The organism is Schaalia cardiffensis (genome assembly GCF_016405145.1).
Classification (GTDB): Bacteria; Actinomycetota; Actinomycetes; order Actinomycetales; family Actinomycetaceae; genus Pauljensenia; species Pauljensenia cardiffensis.
The window spans coordinates 138,550-159,748 of the sequence record NZ_JAEKIA010000003.1; the positions used below are offsets into that span (position 1 = coordinate 138,550).

19 protein-coding genes, 2 tRNA genes and 1 other RNA gene are annotated in these 21,199 nt (G+C 62.2%); 13 read left to right on the forward strand and 9 right to left on the reverse strand.

Annotated features, from left to right (window positions below; all coding sequences use genetic code 11):
• The first annotated feature begins 425 nt into the window (after window positions 1-425).
• Entirely contained in the window at window positions 426-1,517 is a 1,092-nt protein-coding gene (locus JFX23_RS02880) for a carbohydrate kinase family protein (protein WP_198775634.1), read from the forward strand.
• A 131-nt stretch (window positions 1,518-1,648) separates the two neighbouring features.
• Here JFX23_RS02880 and JFX23_RS02885 read toward each other — a convergent pair whose 3' ends face one another.
• From JFX23_RS02885 to JFX23_RS02910, 6 genes are all read right to left on the reverse strand, one after another.
• The gene (locus JFX23_RS02885; RefSeq protein ID WP_198775635.1) at window positions 1,649-2,683 is read right to left on the reverse strand and encodes a hypothetical protein; all 1,035 of its coding nucleotides are present in this window, start codon (window positions 2,681-2,683) and stop codon (window positions 1,649-1,651) included.
• Between the two features lie 259 nt (window positions 2,684-2,942).
• The gene (locus tag JFX23_RS02890; protein ID WP_198775636.1) at window positions 2,943-3,863 is read right to left on the reverse strand and encodes an ABC transporter substrate-binding protein; all 921 of its coding nucleotides are present in this window, start codon (window positions 3,861-3,863) and stop codon (window positions 2,943-2,945) included.
• A 17-nt stretch (window positions 3,864-3,880) separates the two neighbouring features.
• Entirely contained in the window at window positions 3,881-4,852 is a 972-nt protein-coding gene (locus tag JFX23_RS09580) for an ABC transporter permease (RefSeq protein WP_198775637.1), read from the reverse strand.
• On the reverse strand, window positions 4,849-5,535 hold the full coding sequence (locus JFX23_RS02900; RefSeq protein ID WP_198775638.1) for an ABC transporter permease: 687 nt from the start codon (window positions 5,533-5,535) through the stop codon (window positions 4,849-4,851). The genes JFX23_RS09580 and JFX23_RS02900 overlap by 4 nt, the downstream gene beginning before the upstream one ends.
• Complete coding sequence (locus JFX23_RS02905; protein ID WP_198775639.1) at window positions 5,532-6,407, reverse strand: ABC transporter ATP-binding protein; 876 nt, start codon at window positions 6,405-6,407, stop codon at window positions 5,532-5,534. The genes JFX23_RS02900 and JFX23_RS02905 overlap by 4 nt, the downstream gene beginning before the upstream one ends.
• A gap of 384 nt (window positions 6,408-6,791) precedes the next feature.
• Window positions 6,792-8,159, reverse strand: coding sequence for a uracil-xanthine permease family protein (locus JFX23_RS02910; RefSeq protein ID WP_198775640.1), 1,368 nt, complete (start codon window positions 8,157-8,159; stop codon window positions 6,792-6,794).
• 648 nt (window positions 8,160-8,807) lie between these two features.
• Between JFX23_RS02910 and JFX23_RS02915 the strand changes: the two genes are divergently transcribed.
• The 4 genes from JFX23_RS02915 to JFX23_RS02930 all read left to right on the forward strand — a co-directional run bounded on the left by JFX23_RS02915 (window position 8,808) and on the right by JFX23_RS02930 (window position 11,173).
• Window positions 8,808-9,539: a glutamine amidotransferase-related protein gene (locus JFX23_RS02915; RefSeq protein WP_233050513.1), complete on the forward strand. Its 732-nt coding sequence runs from the start codon at window positions 8,808-8,810 to the stop codon at window positions 9,537-9,539.
• 782 nt (window positions 9,540-10,321) lie between these two features.
• Window positions 10,322-10,406 (forward strand) — tRNA-Ser (locus tag JFX23_RS02920).
• Window positions 10,407-10,603: 197 nt separating this feature from the next.
• Window positions 10,604-10,699, forward strand: an RNA gene (ffs, locus tag JFX23_RS02925) — signal recognition particle sRNA small type.
• Window positions 10,700-11,100: 401 nt separating this feature from the next.
• Window positions 11,101-11,173, forward strand: a tRNA-Arg gene (locus JFX23_RS02930).
• Window positions 11,174-11,941: 768 nt separating this feature from the next.
• Here the strand turns inward: JFX23_RS02930 and JFX23_RS02935 are convergent.
• The gene (locus JFX23_RS02935) at window positions 11,942-12,313 is read right to left on the reverse strand and encodes a hypothetical protein (protein WP_198775642.1); all 372 of its coding nucleotides are present in this window, start codon (window positions 12,311-12,313) and stop codon (window positions 11,942-11,944) included.
• A 568-nt stretch (window positions 12,314-12,881) separates the two neighbouring features.
• Window positions 12,882-13,808, reverse strand: coding sequence for a tRNA glutamyl-Q(34) synthetase GluQRS (gene gluQRS, locus JFX23_RS02940; protein ID WP_198775684.1), 927 nt, complete (start codon window positions 13,806-13,808; stop codon window positions 12,882-12,884).
• On the opposite strand from gluQRS, the gene JFX23_RS09585 reads away from it, so the two are divergent.
• Complete coding sequence (locus JFX23_RS09585; protein WP_198775690.1) at window positions 13,714-13,965, forward strand: hypothetical protein; 252 nt, start codon at window positions 13,714-13,716, stop codon at window positions 13,963-13,965. The genes gluQRS and JFX23_RS09585 overlap by 95 nt on opposite strands.
• 203 nt (window positions 13,966-14,168) lie before the next feature.
• On the opposite strand, the gene JFX23_RS02950 is transcribed toward JFX23_RS09585, so the two are convergent.
• Window positions 14,169-14,477, reverse strand: a complete 309-nt coding sequence (locus JFX23_RS02950) for an MTH1187 family thiamine-binding protein (RefSeq protein WP_198775643.1) — start codon at window positions 14,475-14,477, stop codon at window positions 14,169-14,171.
• Between the two features lie 259 nt (window positions 14,478-14,736).
• Here JFX23_RS02950 and JFX23_RS09485 point away from each other — a divergent pair, with 259 nt between their 5' ends.
• From JFX23_RS09485 to JFX23_RS02980, 7 genes are all read left to right on the forward strand, one after another.
• Complete coding sequence (locus tag JFX23_RS09485; RefSeq protein ID WP_269815646.1) at window positions 14,737-14,871, forward strand: hypothetical protein; 135 nt, start codon at window positions 14,737-14,739, stop codon at window positions 14,869-14,871.
• 146 nt (window positions 14,872-15,017) lie between these two features.
• Entirely contained in the window at window positions 15,018-15,584 is a 567-nt protein-coding gene (locus tag JFX23_RS02955) for a CrcB family protein (protein ID WP_198775644.1), read from the forward strand.
• Window positions 15,581-16,183, forward strand: a complete 603-nt coding sequence (locus tag JFX23_RS09320) for a fluoride efflux transporter FluC (protein WP_233050514.1) — start codon at window positions 15,581-15,583, stop codon at window positions 16,181-16,183. Before JFX23_RS02955 ends, JFX23_RS09320 begins: the two co-directional genes overlap by 4 nt.
• A 214-nt stretch (window positions 16,184-16,397) precedes the next feature.
• Window positions 16,398-17,390: a methionine ABC transporter ATP-binding protein gene (locus JFX23_RS02965; RefSeq protein WP_198775645.1), complete on the forward strand. Its 993-nt coding sequence runs from the start codon at window positions 16,398-16,400 to the stop codon at window positions 17,388-17,390.
• Complete coding sequence (locus JFX23_RS02970; RefSeq protein ID WP_198775646.1) at window positions 17,387-18,127, forward strand: methionine ABC transporter permease; 741 nt, start codon at window positions 17,387-17,389, stop codon at window positions 18,125-18,127. Before JFX23_RS02965 ends, JFX23_RS02970 begins: the two co-directional genes overlap by 4 nt.
• Before the next feature lie 191 nt (window positions 18,128-18,318).
• Window positions 18,319-19,158, forward strand: coding sequence for a MetQ/NlpA family ABC transporter substrate-binding protein (locus JFX23_RS02975; RefSeq protein ID WP_198775647.1), 840 nt, complete (start codon window positions 18,319-18,321; stop codon window positions 19,156-19,158).
• Window positions 19,159-19,712: 554 nt separating this feature from the next.
• Window positions 19,713-20,837, forward strand: a complete 1,125-nt coding sequence (locus tag JFX23_RS02980; RefSeq protein ID WP_198775648.1) for a sulfurtransferase — start codon at window positions 19,713-19,715, stop codon at window positions 20,835-20,837.
• Window positions 20,838-21,199: the final 362 nt, after the last annotated feature.

Consider the following 21,199-nt stretch of genomic DNA (forward strand, 5'->3'; position numbering starts at 1 on the left):
CTCCGCGCATCTGAGAGTGCTTTGCTCGATCTGCCTGCGCAGGTGAAGCATCCTCGCCATTCTCTTCCCTTCCCCATCAGAGCCTCGTTCTGCCCTCGGGCGCGAAGAACCTTCTGTGCGCGTCGCCGACACGTCGAACGATCTCAGACTCTGTCCGCGCGCGATGCATCCTCCGCGATTCCGATCTTCGCCCCCACGCCCATCTTGTTCTGCCTCGCCTGCGAAGCATCCTCGTTATCCTCGCTCTCCCCACTCCGGAACTCTGAAGTTCTCCCCTTGCGTGCGAAGCATCCTCCCCGCGCAGACTCCCATCACAAAGCTCCCCTCTCGCCTCCCCAAGGCTGTGAAGCGGACTACAGTGAGGACCAGCCACGGCGCGCGCATCCAAGCATCCAAGCGGCGCCTCGAACTCTCGAAGGAACGCGATGCCCCTCGGAGAATCACCGGCCCCCACCCCGAAGGTGTGCGTCGCTGGACCTCTCGTCCTCGCCCTCGTCATGGGTCCGCTCGAGCACGCCCCCCGCGCAGGGGAAGAACAGATCAGCCCGACCTCCTCCATCGCCCCCGGAGGGTCTGCGAACCAGGCGATCGCGCTCGCACGCCTCGGACTCGACACGGAACTCATCTGCTCCATCGGCATCGACGAGGCCGGCGCCCTGGTCCGCCAGATGCTCACCGCACACCATGTCGACTTGGAGCACGCCGCCAGAGTCCCCTCCCAGGCCATCACCGTCGCCCTCGGATTTGAAGGGGACCGCGCCCTCACCACCAGCGGAGACCTCAAAGTCCCCGCCATTTCGAAGCTGCGCGCAGCGCCCCACGCCCTCGTCGCTGAACTCGGAGTGCTCGCGGACAACGCAGATACGCTGAGCGAATGGAGGCAGCGCGGCTGCGTTGACAGGATCGGTGAGGGCGGTGAACTGATCGACCGCACCTGGGTCCTGTCCGAATGCCGCTGGGACCCGACGGGGCAGTGGAAACAATCGGACCTGGATCCTCTCAAATACGTCGACGTGTTCTCCTTGAATGAGCATGAAGCCGTGTCCTACACGCGCAAATCGGATGCGAAATCAGCTGCCCGCCAACTCCTATGGCAAGTTCCCGGCGTGGTCGTCACCCGCGGGGCCAATGGCGTCTTCGCGGTCATCGACGACGAGGAGATTTCACTGCCCGCAGCTCCCGCTCGGACGATTGACCCAACTTCGGCCGGACACGCCTTCTCCGCGGCCCTCGTCTATGCGCGAGTCAAGGGCCTGCACCCCAGAGCCGCCATCTCCATGGCAATGCTCGCGGCCGCCCGTTCAACGGAATCAATGGGCTCCTTCCTCGCAGCCCCGACCCTTCAAGAGCTGTGCGAGTGGACGAAGACCTGTGACGTGCCCGAGGGCTACGACCTGGCTTTCCTTGACCTCGCGCAGGAGTCTGCCGAGTCGGCTTCGGATCAGGAGGATGCGGGATTGTCCGATGAGGACCCGCGAGATGGTTCTGCTTTCGAAGTCGCGACCGATATTGCGTAGGGGCTGCCGTACCGGAGCTGAAGAGCTGGCGGCGCCATGCTGCTCTTGCGTGAGTGGAGGGGTTTGCGACTTGTGGAGGGTTTATAGCCCCTCCACTATTCGGTATCCCCTCCTATTTCATTTGGGGTGCTTCAACTGAGGTCGTGCATCATCAATGCCCACAGGCGCTGAGCCTCACGATCGCGGGAGCCCTTCCACCGTCCGCTCCCGCTGATCCGCTCGACGACCCGCCCGCGGAGGCGACGAGGGTCGAGCAAGTCGTTCCAGCCGATGCGGATGATGAGCCACCCCGCGTCCTCCAGGTCCCGCTGCCTCGCCATGAGCTCGGCCTGTGCGCGGCGAAACTCCTCCGGAGTCTTCCCCATCTTCACGACTCCGTCGAACTCGAATCCGATCCTCGCCCCTGGAAGGGCGAAGTCGATGAAGTATCGCCGACCGGCGACGATGACCTCGTGCTGCGTCTGCAGGCCCAGCAGGCCGATCGTGCTGAGAACCGCCAGCGCAGCCGACTCCCCGGCGCTCTCGCATCCCGCATCCGCATGGGCGAGGACGAGCCCGGCGCGTCCACGGCCGTGCAGCGCGCCGAGGGAGTCGAGGCATTCGAGGAGGCCGCTGCGCGCCCGGGCCTCCCGCGCCCTTGAGGCCGGTATGTTGAATCTGTCGAAGGAGGAGAGGCGCCGGAGAATCCCCGAGACGGCGACGAAGCCGTCGAGGAGCGGCCTCCTCGCGGTGAGGAGCACCGCCGTGTGGGCGAGGGCGTCATGAGCGATCCCCGTCGGCGACTCGACGACGGGCGGCGGTGAGCCCGCGCGGCACTGCCTCACGGAGACCGGAGAGATGCGGTGCGGTCCGAGGCTCACCGCGGGGAGAGCCGTTGTCGAGTAGCGGCCGGGAACCCGCACGTGCACATCGGGATTGCGCCTCCACATCGGAAGATCCTCCAGGACGAGGACGGACTCCATTGCGAAGGCGTGCGGTGCCGACAAGGCCGCGTCGACGGCCTCGATCCTGGCCCTGTCGACCAGACTCTGAGCATGCCAGGGGCTGAGATGCTCCGAATCTTCGGGCAGGGCGACGGCGAATCCGCGCTTTACCTTCTCGATGCGGCCGTCCCCGCATTCATGGGAACCGTTGAGTCGGATGAGCTCGTAGTCCTTCAGCGCCATGCGGCAAGCATCACCCCGTCGGGCGTGACCGGCGGGGCGACGGATCCATACCTGTGGACGGGCTCCGCTATCCGCGGTGCTGTGGATGGGACCCGGCATCCGGGGGTGCGGGCGCTTGCGGGTGAGGACGACTCGTCCGAGTGAACCCGCAAAAAGGAGGGGTTGGCGAAAAGTGGAGGGCCTATAATCCCTCCTCAATTCGGCATCCCTTCCTTTTCCGAGGAGGGAGGGGGAGAGCGGCGGGAGAATCGAACGCGAGTCAGCGTTCCGCGATGATCCCCTCTGAGAGCAGCCACTCGCGTGCGATGGTCTGCGGTGAGGCCGCCTCCTCGGTGGAGCGCCGATTCATCTCGATGAGGTCAGCCGAATCAAGTGCTGCTGACACCGCGTTGAGAGCATTCACGGCCCCCGAGCCCAGTCGCTCGGAGACGAGTGGTACCACCCTGGAGGAAAGGAACATTCCTTTCGGGTCCTCCAGAACTTGCAGCTCCGGGTCCGCCAGAGCCGGGTCTGCCGAATATACGTCAATGAGCTGGACCTGATTGTTCTTCAGTGCTTTCACGCTCAGAGCTCCTCCCGAATCCTCGATCGGAGTGAAAGCTACTTCGACGCCGTAAAGCTCTTTGAGGCCCTTGGGCCCGTAGGGGCGGGTCTCCAATTCAGAGTTCCCACCAAGGGTCAGTGGCCCCACCTTCGCCGCAGCCGCCGGCAAGTCGGAGATGCTCTTCAAGCCGTGTGCTTTCGCGAACTCTGCGGTGACGACATAAGAGTCCTGATCGGAGGCCTCAGCGGGAGTAAGTACACCAAGACCTTCTGGCAGCGCCTCAATGAGTGCAGCGAGCACGTCCTCGGGAAGTGTTGCTTTCGTGTTCGGGGCGAAGTACTGCAGGAGCGAGCCCGTGTATTCGGGCATGACGTCGATCGATCCGGCCTCAAGTTCGGGCAGGTACACCTCGCGTTGGCCGATCCGGTATTGGCGATCAACCTCGTAACCCGCGTTTTCAAGGGCTTGCGCATAGGCTTCGGCAAGGATCTCATTCGAGTAATAGTCCTGCGATCCGACAATGATCGGCGCATCCTCGCCCTCCGCGCGACCCTCCAGGGTTTCAGCAGTCGCGCATCCGGACAGGACGAGGGCGAGGGCGCCGAGTGCGGCGAGTACATGAAGCGGGCGGATCATCGCTATCTCCTCATTGATCAGATCGGTCGCGCAGTCACGTTGGTCGTGTCGGTCGCGCCTGTCACCTTGGTTCCACTGGTCGCGCCAGTCACGTTGGTCGGGAAGGTTGCGCCAGGCGCACCTCTCCCACTGGTCACGCCGGTCGCTCCAGTCGGGACGCTCCCACTGGTCGCGGCGGGTTCGTGATCGGCGTTGGGCGAAAGGGAACTGGGACCAGCGCCGGGTACGGCGGCGTGAGTAGTGTCGGGCCTCAGTGTCGGCTCTGCCGCCTCACTTCCGGCCTTAGCTGAGGACGCTGTTCCTCCTCCCCCAACGGGTGGGGATGCTTCTCCGCCCCCAGTGCGTCGAGACGCCGCCCGCGAAACGAGGACCCACAATCCGTCGAGAACGAGCGCCAAAGCGACAACAAGGATCGCGCCGGCGATCATCTGCCCGTAGTCGCGTGTTTTAAGACCGATATAGAGGTATCGGCCCAAACCGGCGTCCGCTGTATAAGCCGCGAGTGTCGCAGTTGCGAGGATTTGCAGGGTCGTGGAACGCAGCCCTCCGAGGAGCAAAGTGCGCGCGGCGGGCAATTCGACGAAGCGGATGATCTGCCATTCCTTAAGACCAATGGCGCGTGCCGCGTCCACGGCCCGAGGATCCGCAGAATCGATACCGGTGTACGTCGCGGTCAGCATCGGCGGAATCGCGAGAACGAGGAGAGCGAGCACGGGCGCAGCGAGACCGATCCCGAGCCAGAGCCCCGCGAGCGTCAGCACGCCGAGCGTGGGGATTGCCCTGGCAGCACCGGAAGTTGCGACGATGAGGAAGCGGAATCTGCCGGTGTGCCCGATCATGATCCCGAGGGGGAGGGCGATCAAGGCCGCGAGGGTGACAACGCCGAAAGTCAGGCCGAGGTGTTGAAGAAGTCGCACAGGGATTGAAGCTGCTCCCACCCAATGCGTCGGCTCCACGAGCCACACCAGGGCGTCCATCAGGAGATTCATGCGTTGACCTCCGAGATCATCCGAGCCTTTCTGGTCTGCTCGAGTCTTTCTTGTGATCTCGTCCACGGGGTGGCGACCCAGCCGAGGAGGACAAGGAGGGCGTCAAGGACGAGCGCGACGACGAGCGTGGCGACGAGGCCGGACAGCACTTCGGAGATGAGGCCGCGCTGGAACCCGTCCGTGAAAAGGGTCCCCAATGAGCGCACACCGATGAAGGCTCCGACCGTCACAAGCGAAACCGTGGAGACGACAACGACGCGGACCCCGGCGAGGATCGAAGGCAAGGCCAGGGGAAGCTCGACTTCGAAGAACCTGCGCAGCGCCGGGTAGCCCAGGGAATCAGCGGCTTCTAGGACGGAGGTGGGAAGGGAGGCGAATGCGTCGGCGACTTGACGGACGAGGACCGCGATCCCGTAGAGGGCGAGAACGATCACCATATTGGTGTTGGAGCGCAGGGCGATCCCGATGATGACCGGAATGATGATGAGCATCGGCAGGGAGGGGATCGCGTAGAGCAGTGAGAGGGCGGTGAGGAGCGTGCCGCCGAAGCGTTTCGAGCGGTTCGCCCACCATCCGATGGGCACGCTGATGAGGCTCGCCGCGAGAATCGCGGGCAGTGCGAGGGCGAGGTGTTGGAGGGTCAACTCGCCGAGGAGGGCAAAGTTGTGGGTCAGCCAGTTCATCGGGCCCGGTCCTCTTCAGCGTGTGTCGGGGAGGCCGAAGTATGGGAAGGCGAATCGGGGTTCGCGTGCGCCAATAGTCCCAGCGGGCGCCCCTCCGGGTCTGTGACGAGCTGTCCTGCTGGGGTTGCGATCGAGTTCAAAGAGCGAGAGGCCTGCGAGGATACGAAGGATGCGACGAAATCATCGGCTGGATTCGCGACCAGTTCTGGGCCTGTTCCGACCTGTGCGAGTCGCCCTCCTTTTGCGAGCACGGCGATGGTGTCCCCGAGGATGAATGCTTCATCGAGGTCGTGTGTGACGAACAGGATGGTCGTGCCAGTCGAGTCGCGAAGGCGCCTGATCTCCGCTTGAAGATCCGCACGGACCAGGGGGTCGAGGGCGCCGAAGGGTTCGTCCATGAGGAGGATGTCCGCTTTGTTCGCGAGAGCGCGAGCGACGCCGACGCGTTGACGTTGACCGCCCGACAATTGGCTCGGATAGCGGCGGGCGAGTGCGGGCTCGAGGCCGACGAGTTCCATCAATTCGAGGGCGCGGGCTCTCGCTGCGCGTCTGCTTGCGCCCTCAAGTCGGGGGACGGTTGCGATATTGTCTGCGACATTCCTGTGGGGGAAGAGTCCGGCGTCTTGTAGGACGTAGCCGATGGAGCGGCGCAGTTTCACCGGGTCCATTGCGGCGACGTCCTCGCCTCGGACGAGTACACGCCCGGAGCTTGGTGAGATCATGCGGTTCACCATCCGCATGAGGGTCGTTTTCCCGGAGCCGGATGAGCCTAGGAGCACGGTTGTCGTGTGGGCTCCGACTTCGAGACTCACATCCTCCAATGCGCTCGTGCCATCGGGGAAAGTGTGGCTGACATGCTCGAATCGGATCATTCGATTGATTCTCCTCGGGTGGTTTCGCCTCCAGCGTGATGATGCCGGTCGACGAGGACGATAATGCGCGGCGGGCGAGTGGAAGTGCGGGCCTCGTGCAGTGTTCGGAGCCGATGCATGTGCGGATTGGTGTTCTTCTCGTTTCTGCTTCGAGCGCGTGGCCCCGTCCTCGTCACTCACTGTCGCATCTTTCATCGTTTCAAGCGCGGCGAAGAATGCGGAACCGGCCGACCCCGAGTGGGATCGGCCGGTCCTCTTCGAGTCAGAGCAGGGCTGTGATCTCAATGGATTCTCTTCGTCCTGGTCCTCATATGAGGCTCTGTGAGCGCATCCTCATGTGCGGATGATCACCGTGATGGGAGCCGTGAAGAGAAGCCTTCGTAATCAGGCTTTCGGCGGCGTCGCCTTGTGGCGAGTGGAGTACGCCTCGGACTCGAGCTCGGTTCCTGCGGGCGCCGAAGCGGGGGAGGCCTGCTCAAGGTTGGTGCCGCGCACCTTCGAAATCCAGTTCATGACGTGGTAAATGAGGATCGCGGCCCCAGTGCCCAGAGCGATGCCCTCGAAGGACATTTCGCCGATGTTCCAGGTGAAGTTCGCGATCGCGACAACGAGGGAGACGGCCGCGGTGTTGAGGTTCACCGGGTTTGAGAAGTCTACGCGGTTTTGGACCCAGATGCGCACGCCGAGCATGCCGATCATGCCGTAGAGGACGGTGCCCGCGCCGCCGAGCACGCCCGCCGGGATTGTCGCGATGATCGCACCGAACTTCGGCAGGAGGGACAGGGCCAGACCAACGAAGGCGGCGACGACGTAGGCTGCGGTCGAGTAGACGCGGGTCGCGGCCATGACGCCGATGTTCTCCGCGTAGGTGGTCGTACCCGAACCTCCGCCCGAGCCTGCGAGGACGGTTGAGATGCCGTCGGCGAAGAGAGCGCGGCCGGTGACGTCGTCGAGGTTCTCGCCGGTCATGGCGGACACGGATTTCACGTGGCCGACGTTCTCAGCGACGAGGACGAAGACGACGGGCACGAACAGGCCCAGAGTTGAGGGGTCGAAAGCGGGGGCGTGGAACTGCGGGAGGCCGAACCATGCGGCCTCGGAGATCGCGGAGAAGTCGACCTGGTTCTGGACGATCGCGGCCCCGTAGCCGATGAGGACTCCGAAGAGGATCGACAGGCGTCCGATGATGCCCTTGAAGAGGACCGTGATCAGGCAGATCGACACGATTGTGATGAGGGCGGTGAGGGGCGCGGTTTTGACGTTGTTCCACGCGGCGGGCGCGAGGTTCAAGCCGATGAGCGCCACGATTGCGCCGGTGACGACCGGGGGCATCAGGGCGTCGATCCAGCGCACTCCCGCGAAGTGGACGATCAGGCCGACGAGGGCGAGGGTTGCGCCGGTTGCGATGATGCCACCTTGGGCGTAGTTCATGCCCAAGGTTTCGGATACGGCGATGATCGGCGCGATGAGTGCGAAGGAGGAGCCGAGGTAGGAGGGGAGGCGGCCCGCTGTGATGAGGAAGAAGAGGAGGGTGCCGATGGCGCTGAAGAACAGGGTGGTCGCCGGGGGGAAGCCGGTGAGGAGCGGGACGAGGAAGGTCGCGCCGAACATTGCGACGACGTGTTGAGCGCCGATGCCAATGGTACGGGGCCAGGACAGTCGTTCACCTGCGGCGACGACTTCGCCGGGGGAAATAGTGGATCCGTCGCCGTGCAGGGTCCAGCGGAACAATCCGCGAGAGTTGTCGCTCATGAAAGAGCTCTCCGATCAGTCGATGGGCATATGGCCGTTTCACCGGTCGGAACATCAGGATACCGACTCGAATCCTGCGGATTCGCACTGAGTGCGGTTCTGTGAGGATTCCCCCGTCCCTGTCCCTATCGCTGGTCCTGTTTGGCCCCCATCTGCTCGGATTTGCTTGGGCTCGTGAATCGGACTTGCTTGGGCTCGTCAATAGGTGGCGTGTGTGCTCGCATCTCCTGGAGACGTTCCAATGGCGGACTGGCGCTCTGGCTCTAGCGCTGGATTGGTGGTGAGGTCTGGCGCTGGATTGATGGTGCGGTCTGGCGCTCTGGCGCTGGACTGCTGGTGCGCCCTTGGTCGTGATGGTGGTGCGCTCTCGGCCTGCGGAGACCCCAGACCCCTTCTAGGTGGTCCAGCTGGAGCGCGCGCTGCACCCTCGGCCCGCAGGGGCTTCCAGGGGGAGCTCCTCGAAGAAGAACTTCTCGAGCTCAGGGTATTCCTGGACTTGCGGGCGCCCCCAGCTTGTGGGGTGTTCCTGGGGACGCGTGGCCTTCCTGGACCTGTCGGGGCTCCTGCGGTTACAGGGGCTTCCAGAGTGCGAGTGTCCTCTAAATGAACGCCCTCGCCCTCGCGACCTTCTTTACTTATTCTTGGGGTATGAACTCCTTTCTCTTGGTTTCTACGCGTCCTGAAGACGAGGCGGTTGCTGCTGAGTACGCCTCCTTCTTGAAGGTGACGGGCCTTGAGCCCGAGGAGTTGGAGCAAGTCCGCCTGGATATGCTGGGCCTTCCTGAGATCAATGTGCGCGCCTACGCCGGGATCATCGTTGCGGGCTCCGTGTACGGCACGACCACGCCCGACGAAACGAAATCGCCGAGCCAAAAGCGCGCCGAAGCAGAGTTGTGCAGGCTCCTCGCGCAGATCGTTGAAGCTGGGACGCCCTGTCTCACGACAGGTTATGGGGCTGAAGTTGCGACCGTTCTCATGGGGGGCACCGTGACGCGCAGGTGGGCGGAGTATCCACAGCTGACGGAAATATTCCTCACTGAGGCCGCTTTCGAGGAGCCTCTCCTTGCCGGATTCCCGCGTTCCTTCATGACTTTTGTTTCTCATAACGAGGCCGCCGAGGAGCTGCCTGAAGGTGCGGTGCTTCTCGCGAAGTCGATCACCTGTCCTGTGCAGATGGTCAAGCTCGCGAAGGACTTCTATGCGACTCAGTTCAATCCTGAGATTGATTCGGACGCGATCCGAATGGTGCTTGAGCGTTACGAGGATGCCGGGTATCCGGGTACTGATGATCTCGACTCCCTTTCCCACATTGCGCATCTGGGCGAGGCCCGCCATCAAGCGGGTAAAGTCGCGGCGAACTTCGTCAAGCTCTACCGCTGACTCTGCCTGATCGCTGACTCTTCGTTCAGCGCTGACTCTTCGTTCAGCGCGGACTCTTCTTTTTCGGGGCGGTCTCCTTGCGTCCTTTCAAGTGACGGTCTGTGCTTTCCCTCTTCTTCTCGGCAGCCCACTCCCAGGGTTTTGATGATGCTCGCGAGAAGGGCCCTGGATTTCATCTCGTCTGGGCTTCACCTGTGAAGGTGCTGTCCAGGCCCCGTCCTCGTCAGTGAAGTATGAAAGTGAGCAGAAGGTCGACTGCTCAGCCGAACTTAGTTCCGTCCTCGTCAGTGAAGAACAACGCCGGAAGCATCAGCTGAGCGTGTGGAGGGAGGAGGTGGAATCGCCCCTCGTCTCCACTCGTGTCCGACGCCTCTTTGGAAGCCTAGAGACGAGCGCGGTGTTGATCACTACGTCATCGCCGAGGATGAAGGATCTTTGAGTACGTGGAGGAATGGGCCGCGATCAGGCCGGGCGCGAGGTTGAGAGACGAAGGATCCTTGAGTGCACGGAGAAAAGGCTGTCGGTGGGCCTTGGCGTGTTGCTCCCGGGCTTCGGGGGCGATCAAGAGTGCGACATTCGTGCGGGTGACTCGTCAAGAGTCCGCGAATACCGGTATCAGCGTGTCCTCGTACGACATTCGTGTGGCTAGCTCGTCGATTTCCCCTCAAAGCGTGTTTCCTCGCCTCGGAGGTGCGTGAGCGAGGTCATGGGTTTGGCGAGGCTGAGCGGTTGGTGTTTTCCTCTGCTTTCCGTTTAGGATGGTCAGGTGCTTCGGCGCAGCTGGAGGATTCGCCTAGTGGCCTATGGCGCACGCTTGGAAAGCGTGTTGGGTGCAAGCCCTCGGGGGTTCGAATCCCCCATCCTCCGCGGAGTAGCCCCGGAATCCTTGGGATTCCGGGGCTTTTCGTTGTTTTCGCGTGTCCTGGGACCCTGCGGGGTGAGCGGGTGGTGGGTGAGCGGGTGAGAGCCAGAAATGTGTGTACAGGGGCGGCGGGTCCTTGGTGGTTTGGTGTTCTGTGACCCCGTCGGTTCGCGCGCTCTTCGCGGCTCCATGTAGACTAAAGGCCGATCCTCCACGTGACGGTATCATCCGAACCTCCCCAGGGCCGGAAGGCAGCAAGGATAAGGGTGCGCTGCCGGGTGCGTGGGGGATCCTTTGCATACTCCCCATCTTTCGCGTGATGAGTCACGCCTATGAATCCCATTCTTGAGGGATAGTGACTCGAAGGTACGCCTCCGTTCGGGTGTGGCTGTCCACAAGTCGAACCGTATGCCGTGGCTCTTGGGGAACACCCCAGGTCGCAGTTTGACTCGTCCGACTTGTGTGCGTCTGGTGTCCGGCTTGTGGCCGCAGGTGGAGGCTCAGTGTCCGACTTGTGGACGTATCCGGGGTTTGGGCTCCGATGTGTGTTCACAGGCGAGTGTCAAGTATCCGTCTCGTGCTCTTTCCTGGTGGGGCCCTGTTTGTTGGAGTGTGATCGAAACCTCCAGCGGGAAAGGCCTTCTCGTTTTGCCTTTTCGACGTAGAGGCGCGTACAGTTGGCGTCAGCCAAACGGCGATGCGCTCGTAGCTCAATGGATAGAGCATCTGACTACGGATCAGAAGGTTGGGGGTTCGAGTCCCTTCGAGCGCGCAGCGGCCCCCCTCGGTGCGATCCACCGGTGGGGGTTCTGCGTTTTTCTGGGCCTTCGCTCTCCGACCGTCGCTCCCCATTGAATCCTCCCTTCACGAGTGCTGGGGTTGGTCGTCATTGAGAGTCGCGCCAGTCCTGACAAGTCCGCGATCTACAGCGGGAGATGTCGGCCAGAATGTGGGGTACAGGACAACCCGGGGTTCTAGGACACAGTACCTTGGTTCGATCTGGACTTTCTGGCTGTGCGGTGCGGGAAAATGGTGTTGAAGTTGGGTGGGCCAGCTTGGAGATCGGATAAGGCGTGGGCTATAGGACAAAACGTGTTGGTTTGACCTGGATCTTTAGGGACTAGCGGCACGGGCACGTCTTTTCGGGCACATCGGTGGAGGTTGATATCGCCGCAGGCCCTTGTCGCAGGGCTGCATGTCCTCGAGTCATGCCGCCGGGCTCTATCTCTTCGGGGTCATGCTGCCGGAGTGTGTCAGTGGGCTTTGAGACATGGATGCGTCCCTTCCCAGTTTCTTCGTGCCTGTGCCAACTTCCTCATGCCTGTGCAGCCTTTCCGTGCTCGTGCTGGCCTTTCCTAGTGGGAGCGGTCTCTTTGTGCCCGTGGCGGGGACAGGTTCTCAACACCGCCGACGCGACGATCGAACGCGGCCTCCTTGTGTCTGTGGTGGATTCCTTTCACCGGGGAGTGATCGCGAGGAAGATGACTTCTTCAGGCTCGCGCTCGAACATTCGTTTCGATGGCATTAGACGTTCACGGCATTAGACATTCACTTCGACGGCAAGGCGTCCGTCCTCGTCGCGAGTCGCGCGAGCCTTCACTGCCGTCATCCTCAGCCCCGAATCAGCTCGCATGCGCTCGAGGAGGTCGTCAACGAGCTCATGGGGGAGCATTGCGATCGGGGAGCCAAGACTGTTGACCTCAAGAGTCCCCTTGGAGAAGTTCCCATGCACAATGAGAAGACAGACGAATTCGTGGGTTTGACCGAGGGCTTCGGCCCATTTCTCTTTCTTTGCGCGCTTGTCGAGTGCCTTTTGCAGTTTCTCGGTCCAGGGCAGGGAAGTCCAGTTCTCGGATTCGGCGAGGATCAGCGTCGGCTCCTTGTGGCCGAAGAGCTTCTGGAAAAAGTCCATGCGGTAAGTCTGCCACGAGGAGTTACTTTCCCTGGGAGACTGCGTTATCGCGGTGGCCTCTTGATGAAGTCCCTTCGGGGGAGGCTTTTGACGTGAGGACGGGGCCCACAATCGCCTAGTGGTGGGGTTGGCGCCCAGTGGTGGGGTTGGCTTCTAGTGGTGGAGGCGTCCTTTGAACGGGCGCGCAGCGCGGCGACCTTCTGGCGCCCAGTGGTGGCTGGGTTCTAGTGGCGGGGCGGAGGCTCCTCGGGGTGCGATGCCCAGTTGAGGCTCTCGTGAGTGGAGGGGTTGACGACGTGAGAAAGGGGAATAACCCCTCCACTTGTCGTCAACCCCTCCATTAGGAACACTCGCTCGAGTTCGGAAAGGTCAACCCCTCACCTCGGAAGATTTGCCCAGATCCGCCCGCAAATGGGGCGACTCAACACGTCGCGAAAGTAAAGATTCCGCGCTTCTTCAGACTCACCCGTGGCGGGGTGAGCACGAGTCGGTAAGCCTTCCGACCTATCCCGAGCCTTGAGGTCCTCCCCTGGACGGGGTGACGGACATCTCCAGCCTGGGCAGCGAGCTACGCACCTTGAGGTCCTCCTGTGGGCGGGGTGACCACCCACGGATCCAAGGGCATCGCGCGCAGGCGATCCATGCTGAGGGCATCGAGAAGATCTGCAGCCGTCCTCGCCCCCGATACGCCCAAAGAATGTCCGATCCATTCGAGAACATCCGCAGGCGACCACCCCAGGGCAGCCAGATCCTCGAGGGTAACGGCTCCATCGCGCTTTGCGAGCCTCGCACCCGAGGGGGCTAGCGCGAGTGGGACGTGGACGTAAACAGGAACAGGAATCCCGAGCAGAGTCGCTAACGCCGCTTGCGCGGGGGTCTGTGAGAGAAGGTCGTCTCCTCGTACGACCTGGTCGACGCCCTGGAATCCATCGTCGACGACTGCTGCGAGGTTGTATGCGGGCACACCGTCGCTGCGCCGCACGACGAAATGATCGACCGGGCCCGTGTACTCGCCGTGAAGCTCGTCGAACACGGTCCACCGCGATGCGGGTGCTCGGAGGCGTAGCGCGGGCAAGCGGTGCGCGGCTGCAAGTTCCGCCCTTTTCGCTTGGCGCTCGTCCTCGGAAAGATGCAAGCAGGTCCCCGGGTAGTGGCCTGGTGGGACGTGTGGAGCGGAGGCGGCTTCGCGGATGTCTTTGCGAGAGCAATAGCATTCGAAGAGCAGACCTTTCGCAGCAAGATCATCGAGTGCGGCGGTGTGCGCCTCATGCCGGGTTGATTGCACGAGGATCTCGCCGTCCCAGTCGATCCCGATGGCATGAAGATCGGCGATCTGGCGTTCCGCGCTGCCCGAACGTACGCGATCAATGTCTTCCAGCCGCAGGACGAAGGCGCGCCCTGTGCGTCTTGCCCACACCCAGGACAAGATCGCCGTCCGCAGGTTCCCGAGGTGGAGATCTCCTGTCGGCGAGGGTGCGAAACGGCCCGTTCCCACACCTACTGACGAGGACGAGGGCGAAGGCGAGGACGAGGCCAGAGCGGAGGCTGGGAGTGAATCCTGGGAAGAGGCCGGGGCTTGGGAGGAGAGCGGAGCTGGAGAGGATACCGCGAGTGAAAGCGGGCCTGGTGGCAAAGATGAAACCGAGGAGTGACCTGGCGGTAGTGACGAGGCCGGGGGCGGAGAGAAAGTCGACTCGGCCTGTCTGCTCGCTAAGACGTGACTGTCTAAGACATGAGGCGAGCCGGAGACCTCAACGGGAGCCGCATCCGGGGAAACGGATGTTGGATGCTCAAAGTTTTCAATCGGATTCATGCTCATAGGACGATGCTCAAGGCAAGGAGAATAATCGTGCGATCAACCGAGCTCTGCGATCGCGCTCTCGAGGCGTTCCAGTTTGCCGTGCATCTCATCGCTGCGACCCGCACGGATATCGGCCTTGATAACGAGGGAGACGCGGGGAGACACCTCGGCAACCGCGTCGGTGGCGGCTTTCACGACGGACATGACTTCATCCCATTCGCCCTCGATAGTGGTGAACATGGATGTCGTTTCGTAGGGCAGTCCCGATTCGCGCACGATCTTCACGGCGCGGGCGACAGCCGAGGTGACGGCGCCCTCGGCGCTGGAGGTCGTGGTCGGGGCGACGGCGAAGGCGAGGAGCATGTCTTCAGTCTAAAGCGGGTGCCGAAAGACGGAGGGACGGAAATGGGTGGCGTAGGCGGGGTGTCTCAAGACGGGATATGCGCAAGCGGGTGGGTGAAGACTTCTGGCGAAGCTTCGTGGCGGGCGGCGAGGGGGTCCGAAGAGGGCTATGTGCGAACGGGTGGTGAAGAGTCTGGGGCAGCAGATGAAGACCTGCTCATGAAGCATTCGAAGGTGCTGGCCGCAACTGGAGCGTTCGCAAGCGGGCAGTGTGGGCGGAATGCCAGAAGAGGGAGGCGTCGGGAACGAGGCTGCTCAGATGGAAGGCCAGAAGGAGAAGGCGTCGGGAAGGGGGCTGCTCAAATGGAAGGGCGCAGGGGAAGGCATTGGAAAAGAGACGATGAAGGTAAAGTGACCGAAAAGCGGACTACTCACTAAGCAGATGAGGCGCTGGCAGATAGTGCAGGAATAGCGAGGGAAAAAGGAGAGTGCGTGTCAGCAGGCGTAATGCCCAGGCTTTGCGAGGCTCGGGTGGCACGAAGGCGGACGTAGACTTCCGAGGTGAACTCTTTCGCCCACCCCTCGCCCGGAGCGAAGCGTGTGAAAACACGGGAAAAGTCCCTGCCGGAGTGGGTTTTCGTAGCCACAGGAGGCGCTGCGGGGGCGCTCGCACGAGCAGGCCTTGACGCGCTCGCGGAACTCTTCCCCTACTCGGGCTTCCTTGCTTCTTTCATGCTGCTCCCCTGGTCGACGCTCCTGGCGAACCTGGGCGGAGCATTCTTCCTCGGTGCTCTTTCAGCCTTCCTCACTCGCAAAACGGAGCCCACTCCACAACTTCTGCGCCTGAGACTCCTCGCGGCAACAGGATTCGCCGGAGCTTTCACAACCTATGGGACCCTCATCGCTGCCAGCGCAACGGCGATGATACGGACACCTAACGTCACCACGATCCTCAGCACCGCAGCGGCTTCTCTTCTCATGCTTCTTCTCGGCGTCATCTCAGCGGCTGGAGGCTGGAGGCTTGTGAAGAAGCTGGCGGCAGTGGCTGAGACGCGAAGGGATGGTGCAGCGAAGACAAAATCCCCCTCGAAGGACGCTGAGGTTTGCGAAACAGGGGGCTTGGAATGACGAGTCTGCTTGTCTGGATCGCCCTGGCCTTCGGCGGTGCTCTCGGGGCTGTGTCCCGATGGAAGTTCGACCTCGAAGTGCGCAGCCTCATTGCCCGCCGCTTCGACAAACACTCTCAGCACAGCCCCGAAAAGCCTCTTCAATACAGTCTCGAACAACGCCCTCAACACAGCCACAAGAAACGCCTTCAACACAGGCACGAGCAACGCCCTGGCGAGAAGGGCAATCTCCCAAAGAGCCCCCTTGGGAACCCCATTCGAGAAGAACACCACCCCCACGATGGAGAGCCACAAGAAGAAACCCGAAAACCGCTATTCGCTCCAATGCTTGGCATTGGCCTGGTCAATGTCCTCGGATCCTTCCTCCTCGGACTCCTCATCGCTGCACCAATGATTGACTCGGAGCTGAGGCTCGTCGTTTCAAGCGGATTCCTCGCAGGTTTCACAACCTTTTCCACCGCAGTCATGGACTCATGGACCTTATGGCGTTCGGGCAGACGAGCCGCATCCTTCGCCCTGCTCCTTGGCGTGTGGGCGGGTGCCCTCATCGCCCTCTTCTTCGCTTTAGCTCTTGGCAAGTTCGTCTTCTCAGCGAGCTAGCCCTGTCTCCAGGGAGCTTCTCACGTTCTCAGTGGCACACGCCTCACGGGGATGAAGCATTATCATCGCAGATCAACAGCCATTCGATTCCGAATAGTGGGGGAATGTAACACAAGATTTGGGTCCCCCAAAAGAGCCCCCTATGCTGAACTCATCCACAACAGGGTGCACAACCGCGGCCTGAGAAGCGCTAAGACACGACACGGAGGGCGTCATGATCGACCTGAACGGAGTCCGTAAGGTGTACTCCGTCAAGGGCGGCAACGAAGTCGTCGCCCTCGACAATGTCACGCTCCACGTCGACCGCGGCTCCATCCATGGCATCGTCGGACAATCCGGCGCCGGTAAATCGACCCTCATCCGCTGTCTCACCGCCCTCGAACATCCGACTGAAGGGTCGATCGTCGTCGATGGTCTTGATCTTGCACAACTACGTGGCAAGAAGCTGCGTGAAGCCCGTCGTCACATTGGCATGGTCTTCCAATCGGCGAACCTCCTCGACGGCCGCACCGCCGCCGAGAACATCGGCTATCCGCTGAAACTCGCCGGAGTGCCGAAAGCACAGGTGAAGACCCGAGTCGCCGAACTCCTCTCCCTCGTCGGCCTCGCGGGACGCGGCAACTCCTACCCCTCACAGCTCTCCGGAGGACAGCGCCAACGCGTCGGCATCGCCCGCGCACTCGCCGACAATCCCGCCGTCCTGCTCTGCGACGAGCCGACCTCCGCCCTCGACACCGACTCCACCCGTCAGATCCTTGACCTGCTCACTCGAGTCCGCGACTCTGAAGGCGTCACCGTCCTCGTCATCACCCACGAAATGGCCGTCGTCCGTGAAATCTGCGACTCCGTTACCCTCCTCGGGCACGGAACAATCATCCAGACCGGCGCCATTGAAGAGGTCATCGCTGACCCGACGAGTCCCCTGTCGCGCGAACTCATTCCCGCCCCCAGCGTCGACGAGGCAGACCTGCGCGGAGACACCAGTCTCCTCGATGTCATCTTCACCTCGCACCCAGGTGTTCCCACCGGTGCGACCGTCCTCAACCTCACCTCCTCAATGGGCGCGGACGTCACAGCCGGAACCTTCGAATCCATGGGCTCCACCCAGGTCGGAAGACTCGCACTCTCAGTGCCCTCCTACCATGCACAGAAGATCATCGACAAGCTTCGTGAGCAGAACATTTACGCCGAAATGAGGTCCGCATGAGCCTGACGCTTCCCAGCCTCGCATCCGCGGCGAACCAGCTTGCACTGCTTGTCCCCACCGGGAAGAACGACCCGAAGTGGCTCGATAACCCGGCGTTGACCAAGGAATTCATTCCCGCGACCCTCGACACCCTCGCGATGATGTTCTTCGCGACGGTATTCACGGTCCTCATCGGCCTGCCTCTCGGTCTTCTGCTCGTGCAGACCGGCAAGTCGGGCCTCACACCGAACCGCAGCATCTACCAATTCGCTTCGGCCGTCGTCAACGTCGTCCGATCCTTCCCCTTCCTCATCGGCGCTATCGTGCTCTTACCCCTGACACGCTTGATCGTTGGCACGACCCTCGGGTGGCAAGCGACCGTCGTTCCCCTCGTGATCCTCTCGGTCCCATTCTTCGCTCGACTCGTCGAATCGAACATCCTCGCCGTCGACGCAGGAAAAATCGAGGCCGCTCAGATGATGGGCGCCTCTAACCGGCAGATCCGCTGGGGCGTCCAGGTCCGTGAAGCAGCCCCCGCCCTCGTGCAGTCGATCACGACACTCGCGATCACACTCATCGGCTATTCCGCGATTGCCGGAGCGCTTGGCGGCGGTGGCCTCGGGCAGATGGCCATGAACTACGGCTACAACCGTTTCCAAGATGACGTCATGATCGTCACGGTTCTCGCGATCATTGTCATCGTTCAGATCGTCCAGATGTTCGGAGACATGATTTCCCGGCTGGTGGACCACCGCTGAGGCGACTGCCAGCCGGGTGAGATCCTGGCCCAGCACGACTATCTTCTTCCGACACTCACCCATGGACGAGGGCGAATGCCCCCGACCCGCAAAGCGGGCTACCATGCCCGCATACACAGCTTCGCCGAAGAACTGGGAACACGCCGATAGGTACTCCCGGATCAGTCGCGACACAACGAAAGAGACCCATCATGCGCAACTTCCGTCAAATCCTCGCCGCTTCTGCGGCCGCAGCCCTCGCCCTCGGCCTTTCGGCCTGCTCCTCGAACGCCGACAAGGCGGACTCCACGAACGGAGCCGACGCTTCGGGCGTCGTCACCTTGAAGGTCGGTGCCTCCCCTTCACCGCACGCGAAGATCCTCAAGTACGTTGACGAAAACCTCGCCGCCGAGGCGGGCATCGACCTCGACATCGTCGAATACACCGACTACATCCAGCCGAACGAGGCCCTCAAGTCCGGTGATCTGGACGCGAACTTCTTCCAGACCGTCCCCTACCTCGAGCAGCAGGCCGAGGAGAACGGCTACGAGTTCACCGCGGGCAAGGGTATTCACCTTGAGCCTCTTGCAGTCTATTCCGAGAAGCTCAAGTCCCTTGATCAGCTTCCCGAGGGTGCGACCATCGGCATCATTGACGACGTCACCAATCAGTCCCGTGCACTTGCCCTTCTTGCCGAGCAGGGGCTCGTCACCCTGCCGACCGATGGTTCCGACGCCAATGTCCACACGGTCACCAAGGTGAAGAAGTTCGAGTTCAAGGAGGTCCAGGGCCCGCAGCTCGTGCGTTCCCTCGCCGATGTGGACGTCGCAATCATCAACGGCAACTTCGCACAGGAAGGGGGCCTGAGCCCCAAGGACGCGATCGTCGTCGAATCCCCTGAGAACAACCCTGCCGTGAACATCCTCGCCTGGGCGAACAACACGAAGAAGCTCGACGCCGTCAAGAAGCTTGAGGATCTGCTCCACTCCGACCAGGTCAAGCAGTACATCGAACAGACCTGGGACGACGGCTCCGTCATCCCGGCTTTCTGATCGGTCGAGAGGCTTTTGATCGGCTGAGGGGATTCTGGTTGGTTAAGAGACTCTCTTGCCCCGAGTGGTGGGCGAGGGAGGTGGACGCCTTGCTTCGGTAATCTCGGGCGGCCGGAGCCTTAACTGAAGAGACTTTCAACGGGCCAGGGCCTTAATGCGCCAGAGCCTCAATCCGCCGGAGCCTCAACTGAATAAACGCCCCGTGGGGCCCGCTCTTTTCGGGCGGGCCCCACGGTCATTTCGTGGTGAGCGTGCGACCCTTCAGTGGGAGTCTCGGCGGGAGTCTCGAAGGGGCACGGAAGGGTTTTCGGCTGTGGGCCCGGCAGTGGTGGCTTTGGTGAGGGGCTCGGTGGTGGGCTCCTCGGCTATAGGCCACTTCTTTGTGGAGGGTTTGACGCGTGGCGGAGGCTTTGGCTGCAAGTGGAGGGGTGATATCCCCTCCACAAGTCGTCATCCCCTCCACTTATGTGAGGCGAGATTCTGAGGGCGTGCTGCAGAGGTTTCCCTTGTCGGATATTCGCCTGAGGACTCCGCAGCTTCGATACGGTTGCGCCATGAAGAATTCCCCGTTAATCAACGCCGCTGAGCTGGCCTCCCTGTTCGAGAGCTCCGACGCCTTGACTCCAAGCAGCTCAGATCACGACACAACAGCGGACTTCTCCGACCACTCAGCCCCGGACCACTCCTCTTCTGCTCCAGGCCCGCATAGCTCTCCCGAGCCTTTCAATGTCCCTTTCACTGCCGACGATGCTGAGCAGAGCATCGCTCGCAATTCGACCACCCGCCCTCTCGCCCTGAATAAGTCCAAGCACACGATCGCCCGCGATCCAACCTCCCGCCCTCTTACCCCGAATAAGCTCGAGAACACGATCGCTCGCGATGTGGCCGAGCAGGTTCTCATCCTCGATGTCCGCTACCCGGGTCCAGGCTCGCTGATCAATGGGCACCTCCAGTACCTCGAGGGGCACATCCCCTCGGCCTGCTACATCTCGATGGACGAGGCTTTGGCCGCCCCGCACATCCCCGGAGTGACGGGCCGCCACCCGCTGCCCTCCCTTGATGTCTTCGAGAAGGCGATGCGCGCAGCAGGGCTTCGTAAGGGCAGGCCGGTGGTGATCTACGACGATTGGAAGTCGATTGCGGCAGCCCGATGCTGGTGGCTGCTGCGCAATGCTGGGCACGAGAACGTTCGCGTCCTCGACGGCGGTTGGCGGGCATGGGTGGATGCAGCCCTGCCCATCGAAACGGGAGAGGTCGCCCCCATTCCCGGGTCCTTCACAGCCGCCACCGGATTACTCCCGAGCGTTGATGCCGTGGGCGCAGCCCGGATCTCTTCAGAGGGGGTCCTCCTTGATGCTCGTCCCGCGAATCGCTTCCGCGGTGAAGACGAAACGATCGACCCGGTCGCCGGGCACATACCGGGTGCGCGCTCCTTCCCGGCCCTGAATCTCATCAACGAGGACGGCTCCTTCCTTCCCGCTCACAAGCTTCGCACGATGTTCGCCTCAGTCGGTGCGACTGACGAGGCCGAGGTCGGTGTCTACTGCGGTTCAGGGATTCAGGCCTCGCACGCCGTGCTCGCGGCAGCGGTCGCGGGTTTGAGGCTCCCGGCGCTGTACGCGGGGTCCTGGTCGGAGTGGATTGTCGATCCTTCTCACGAGGTGGAGATTGGGGCCTGATCCCGTTGACAAGACAAAGATGTTTCAGCACATTCGGGGTGGACGCCTGCAATTGTGGGGGACCGCCATGTCGAAGCGCGTGCTCTCTTGATGGGAATTCGCGCCGATCGTGGAGCGAGCGGCGTTTCGAACCTGAGGGCATGCGCTGTGAAGCAAGCACTTCGGGCGTGAAGAACCGTGCGGAGCGAGCCTTTTGGGTGTGAAGACGAAGAACTGCATCGAGGGGTTCATTAGCTCCAGGCTCCGAAATCGGGAGGGAGCTTCGGGCGTCGTCGTGTCGGGGTGTGCGGGCTCGGGCCTCACAGGCTCCGCAAGCACCTCAGACCGGCGCAGAGTCAGATTCGTTTACGCTACGGGCGTGG